This is a genomic window from Peptoniphilus timonensis JC401 (assembly GCF_000312025.1).
GTDB lineage: Bacteria > Bacillota > Clostridia > Tissierellales > Peptoniphilaceae > Peptoniphilus_A > Peptoniphilus_A timonensis.
Genome location: NZ_HE978593.1, coordinates 182,471 through 186,001 on the forward strand (window position 1 = coordinate 182,471; position 3,531 = coordinate 186,001).

General features: G+C 31.3%; 4 protein-coding genes. 2 read left to right on the forward strand and 2 right to left on the reverse strand.

Annotation, left to right across the window (positions count from 1 at the left end):
• Both HGPT_RS00925 and mgtE read left to right on the forward strand, forming a co-directional pair.
• Positions 1-1,648, forward strand: a 1,648-nt coding sequence (locus HGPT_RS00925) for an ATP-dependent helicase (RefSeq protein WP_081578493.1), incomplete at its 5' end; no start/stop codon positions are given.
• Entirely contained in the window at positions 1,635-2,972 is a 1,338-nt protein-coding gene (mgtE, locus tag HGPT_RS00930; RefSeq protein WP_019138020.1) for a magnesium transporter, read from the forward strand. The genes HGPT_RS00925 and mgtE, both read left to right, overlap by 14 nt.
• Before the next feature lie 64 nt (positions 2,973-3,036).
• On the opposite strand, the gene HGPT_RS00935 is transcribed toward mgtE, so the two are convergent.
• Complete coding sequence (locus HGPT_RS00935; RefSeq protein ID WP_019138021.1) at positions 3,037-3,252, reverse strand: DUF6440 family protein; 216 nt, start codon at positions 3,250-3,252, stop codon at positions 3,037-3,039.
• An 8-nt stretch (positions 3,253-3,260) separates the two neighbouring features.
• The coding region (locus tag HGPT_RS00940; protein ID WP_019138022.1) for a GNAT family N-acetyltransferase at positions 3,261-3,531 on the reverse strand (271 nt) is incomplete at its 5' end.

Consider the following 3,531-nt stretch of genomic DNA (forward strand, 5'->3'; position numbering starts at 1 on the left):
CGGAGATAAATTTGTTCACTTTTCCACAATTCATGCTTTTTGCTATTCTATTGTGAGAGATTATGCAAAAAAGTATGGTAAATCTCTTAGTTTAATTGATTCTAATTTAAAAAAGAAATATGAAATTTTAAGAGATATTTATAAGAGTGTAAATAATACTTATCCCACAGAGGAAAGGGTGGAAACGGCGATTTCAGAAGTGGGTTATTGTAAGAATATGATGCTTTCGCCTAAGTCTTTTGCCAAGTCCAAGAGATGTGAAACTGATAATTTTGTAAAATTTTTTGAGACTTATGAGAAGTTTAAGAAGGATAAGGGTTTAATTGATTTTGATGACATGATAAATCTTTCTTATGAAGTTTTAAAAAATGATTCTGCAATTTTAAAGAAATACAGGGACAGATTTAAGTTCATACAACTTGATGAAGGTCAAGACACGTCTAGGAGTCAGTTTCAAGTTTTAAAACTCCTAGCTAAGCCTAATAATAATTTATTTGTTGTAGCAGATGACGATCAGTCTATTTATGCTTTTAGAGGAGCAAATACTGAAGAACTTTTTAAGCTTCAAAAAGAATATGATGATATAGCGACTTTTTATATGGAAGAAAATTTTCGTTCAACAAAAAATATTGTAAATATTGCAAATATTTTTATTAGTCAAAATGAAAAAAGATTCGAAAAAACTGTCATAACAAATAATCCCTTTGACAAGCCTGTAAATATCATTAAGTTAAAAGAGCCAAAGGATCAGTATGATTTTATAGAAAAGGAATTGGAAAAGGACAAAGGGGATATTGCAGTTCTTTATAGAAATAATCTCTCTAGCATTGGACTTGTGGAATATTTTGAGAGAAAAAATTATAGTTTTAATATTAAGGATAAAAAGACAAAGTTTTTTTCTCATTTTATAACTAGAGATATCTTGGATATTTTAAATTTTTCAAGAGATTTATCAGATATTGATTTGTATGAAAAATTTTATTTCAAGCTAAAGGGATATATTTCAAAAAGACACATTGAGTACTTAAAGAGAAATAGGGGGAAAAATGTTTTTAATATTTTAAAAAATTATCCAGATCTTCCTTCTTATTATCACAAAAATATTAATGGTCTTTTAGTTGGATTTAAGAAAATTGCAAGAGTTGATGTCTATGAAGCTATTGATTATATTGACAAGGAAATGGGTTATGGCGATTATTTAAAAGAAAATGCCAAGAGATTTATGGAAACAGAATCTACTTTAAATGAATATCTCTACTATTTAAAATTGATTGCCAAGTCAACCAAGTCTTTGGATTTATTTATTGGAAGGCTAAAAGAATTAGAGTATGACCTTTTAAAGGCAAAAGATGCTGGAGCAAAGCTCACTTTTTCAACAGTGCATTCTGCCAAGGGTCTTGAATTTTCGCGGGTTTTTGTTGTAGACTTATATGAGGGAACTTTGCCGTCAACTTCAAGCATAGAGGATTTGCGAGAAGATCCCGAACTTTATGAAGAAGAGAGAAGGCTTTTTTATGTAGCCATGACAAGGGCAAAAAAAGAGCTTTATCTGATGTACTCCCACTATACAAATGGAAGGAAAAATGAAATTTCTTCTTTTGTAACAGATTTGGAAACTTTGGCAGGAGCGAAAAATGAACATAATTGATGAAATTAATAATATTATATTAAAAAGGGACCAGGCAGCTGCTAACAATCTTTTTGAGGAATATCATCCAGTTGATATTTGTCTTGAGCTTGAAGATTTAGAAGAAGATGACTTGGGAACTTTTGTAAAACTTTTAAATAGAGAAAATATTGGTCTTTTACTTGAGTCTGCAGAAGATGAACTAGCAGAAATGACTATGGGATTTTTCAGCAACGAAGAACTTATTGAAATTTTTACCTTAATAGAAAATTCTATAGTTGCTGACCTTTTAGGATTTCTTCCAACTGCTAGAAGAAAATCTATTATGTCTTTAATAAAAAGTGAAGATAAATATGTCTTAAAGATGATTTTGTCCTTTGACGAAGAATCGGCTGGTTCTATAATGACGACAAATTTTATTGCTTTAAGAGAAAATTTGACAGCAGAACAAGCTGTAAAAAAAATAATTTCAATTTCACCAAAGACTGAGATAATTGATAAAATTTTTGTTACAGATAATTATCACAGACTAAAGGGAATTGTAACTATGAGAGACCTCTTAGTTTGTCATGCAGACACACTTTTGCAAGACATAATGGAAGAGAGCGATTTTTATGTTTATGGAACCGATGACCAAGAAGTGGCAGCAAATTTATTTAGTAAATATGAACTAGATATTTTGCCAGTTGTAAATAGCAATTTAGCAGTTCTCGGCGTAATTACATCAGATGACATCATAGCAGTAATTGATCAAGAGCATAATGAAGATATGTTGCAGATGCACGGTGTTAATGCAGATGAAGAATATGACTCTAGCATTTTTGATTCTTTTAAATCAAGAATTCCTTGGCTAATAGTGAATTTAGTGACAGCCTTTTTGGCATCATCAGTTGTAAAGGGATTTGAATCTACAATTTCTCAAGTAGTTGTCTTATCAGCTGCAATGCCAATAGTTACTGGAATGGGTGGTAACGCAGGTTCACAAACTCTTTCTATTATTATCACCTCCCTTGCGAGGGGAGAATTATCCCTAAAGGAAGATTTTAAGCTTATTTTTAAGGAAATTTTCTTGGGACTTACTGAAGGAGCCATTATCGGTCTCTTGGCTGCAGGAGTTTTTGTCTTCTGGCACCACAATCTTTACCTTGGTCTAATTTTATTTTTGGCGATGATTTTAAATATGATAATTGCTTGCTCTATGGGATTTTTAATTCCTTTGATATTGGATAAATTAAAAGTCGACCCTGCAATAGCATCATCAATTTTCTTGACAACTTTTACAGATGTATTTGGATTCTTTATCTTCCTAGGTTTAGCAACAGTTTTTTTACCAAAATTAATATAAAAATAAAACCACAGTCTTTTAAGATTAAATCTTTTTTGACTGTGGTTATTTTTTGCTCAAACATTTACATTCTCTCTTTATAATTTGCTATTTCTCTCTTACTTGAAACGACAACTTTGCCTTCTTCGTCTAAGAGGGGAGTGATTCCCATTCCGTAACCGGCGCTTATGTAGAGATAATTAACTCCAGTTTCTGTGTCCAAGAGAACTTCTATGGATTCCGTAAGAGATCCTTCTCTAAAAACTTTTATAAACCTTTTATCGTCCTTATCTTTAAACATTTTTAACCTCACAATACTTTTTCAAAGGCAAGTCTTTCATTTTTGCCATCAAGATATACAAGTCCAACATAAATGTAATTCATAGAATTCAGAAGATTTTGCATGGATTTATTTTCTCTGTGTGTGTCAATCCTCACAGATTTAAAGTTATTTTCTCTTGCATAGGATTCTGCAAATTCAATAATTTTTCTTCCGTAACCCTTATTTATTTCGCTCTCAAGGGTCCCAATTCTGTGAAGTGCCACATAGGCTTTAGGACTATTCCATTTTCCATCTAAG

What these genes read in the sequence shown, in the direction of transcription:
- mgtE (WP_019138020.1), top strand. Translation starts at nt 1,635, where the DNA reads ATGAACATAATTGATGAAATTAATAATATTATATTAAAAAGGGACCAG.
- HGPT_RS00935 (WP_019138021.1), bottom strand. Translation starts at nt 3,252, where the DNA reads ATGTTTAAAGATAAGGACGATAAAAGGTTTATAAAAGTTTTTAGAGAA.